Source organism: Candidatus Desulfolinea nitratireducens (assembly GCF_982879505.1).
The window spans coordinates 15,540-17,722 of sequence record NZ_CEYOSI010000058.1 but is presented as its reverse complement, the minus strand read 5'-3'; the positions used below and the strand labels follow the sequence as shown (position 1 = coordinate 17,722).

Annotated in this window: 2 protein-coding genes; one reads left to right on the top strand and one right to left on the bottom strand. The window is 43.0% G+C overall.

Annotated elements, in window-relative coordinates:
- The first annotated feature begins 183 nt into the window (after positions 1-183).
- A complete protein-coding gene (locus AC3DOM_RS07105) occupies positions 184-1,077 on the top strand; it encodes a DMT family transporter (protein ID WP_487918339.1) in 894 nt (297 codons plus the stop codon).
- 364 nt (positions 1,078-1,441) lie between these two features.
- Here AC3DOM_RS07105 and AC3DOM_RS07100 read toward each other — a convergent pair.
- A partial coding sequence (locus tag AC3DOM_RS07100) for an ABC transporter ATP-binding protein (protein ID WP_487918338.1) occupies positions 1,442-2,183 on the bottom strand: 742 nt, incomplete at its 5' end.

Below are 2,183 nucleotides of genomic sequence, written 5' to 3'. Positions count from 1 at the left end.
AGGGGAGGGTGGGGGGAAAAAGCTCCAATGCCTAAAATTCAATGACCCACTTTACTAGATTAATTTCGGCGTGGGTCATGTCTTTAACTTTTTCAGTTTTCCTTCATTGCTTAATTTGTAAGAATGATTATCAGGAGAATTCTAATAAAATCGCTAAATAAATCCCCCCTGTTCAACGTGCTCATGTTTTCAGCTTTCTGGGCATTCCAGATTATCATTGCGAAATTGGGCTTTATCGCCGGGGCAAAGGTATTGCCTTTTCAGATTGTATTGGTTCTTTCTGCAATCGCTACCCTGGCGGTTTTGCTTCTACCCAAATCTGGTCCTGATCTGGGTCAGCTATTCAAGCATCGGCCGAGCTTGTTCTGGAAATTATTTCTGGCAAATAGCATTCAATCTGGTCTGGGAACGAGTTTGAGCATTATTGGGATTGCCCTGACAGCGGCCATAAACGCAGGCTTTCTTGTCAAATTGGCAACGGTGACCACCATCCTCTTTGCCTGGATCATTCTCAAAGAGAAGCTATCCGGATTGAAAATTGCTGTCGTTTTTATCATGCTCTTTGGTGCCTATCTTTTAACCACCAAGGGGCAAAGCTTTTTACCAAGGGTTGGAGATCTCTTCATCCTGGGGGCTTGTTTTTGCTGGTCATTGGGGAATGTCATGGTACGTAAATTCATGACAACCCAGGCAGTCAGCGCTGATGTGATCACTATGCAAAAACCAGTAGCAAGCTTGCCTGTCTTCCTGGCTCTGATAGGGATTTCTGTTTTCTTTCCTGGAATATTGGGAGATCTCAGCACAGTTTTGGAATGTTGCTCATTTACCCCATCATTCATTCCTTATGCAATCGGGAGTGGGATTTGCCTGGCCCTGGCCTGGATATACCTCTACCGGACCCTGAACATCGCGACTGCGTCCTATATGACACTCATGTCGATGGCTACACCGATCATTGTGAGCGTGCTTGCGATGGTAATTCTTGATGAGAAATTGGTGCTGATTCAGATTGCCGGGGCAGGGTTGATCATTCTGGCTGGAGTGGTGATATACCTCAGTGATATAGCTTATGCTTAGTTTCTGATTATTCAGAAATTGTTTGTAAACAGAAAATATAATAGACTTCTTGCAAAAGTCCTTTTTTGACACTGCTCTAGCCGCCGGGAGCACATATGCAAAAAGGTCTAATCTTTAAAAAAATCCCCGCCATTATCGGCGGAGATTTGCACTCTTCAATTAAAATAACTGTCTAAATCCTAACCTTTTCACCCTTTGGGTCATACATTCAAGTTTGGTCAAATGATAGACAGTGCTTCAACCAATCATCCCTCCGCCAATGATCACAACCCGGGCTTGTCTTGGGAAAGATGGTTCTATCGATTTTTGAGAGATTTTCTCTTCCATTAGCAGGCTCCATTTTTTGTGATTCTCTCGCTAGAATTTATTCCTGATATAACCAGCAACGTACCTCATGCCGTGGTTTCTGCACAATTAACTCAGGCATCTTTTCTTCACAAATTTCAAGCTTGCGGTTGCAGCGGGAGGCAAAAGCACAGCCTGCTGGTAAATCAACCAGATTAGGCACAACTCCTGGAATAACATCTAATCGATGTTTTTTACGGCCTAAAATTGGAATAGAACCGATTAATCCTTGGGTATATGGATGTAGTGGCTCCGCATACAAATCTGCAACGGAGGTTTGTTCAACAATTTTCCCGGCATACATGACTGCCACCCAGCTGACCATATCAGCGATCACGCCCAAGTCATGAGTAATGAGAATAATCGCTGTATTCATTTCCTTATTGAGTCCACGCATAAGATCCAGGATTTGCGCCTGAATAGTTACATCCAATGCGGTGGTAGGCTCATCGGCGATCAATAACGATGGGTTAAGAATTAGTGCCATCGCTATCATTACTCTTTGAGCTTGCCCACCAGACATTTCGTGAGGATATGCATGGACTTTCTTTTCAGGGGATGGTATCCCAACTAAGCGAAGCATCTCAATTGCCTTATCCCAGGCATCTTCTTTTTCAATATCTTGGTGAATATGAAGTACTTCGGTAATTTGATCACCCACAGTTAGCACCGGATTTAAACTACTTTGTGGTTGTTGAAAAATCATGGAAATTTGGTTTCCACGAATTTCTGAAATCTCTTTAGTGGATAATTTTAATAAA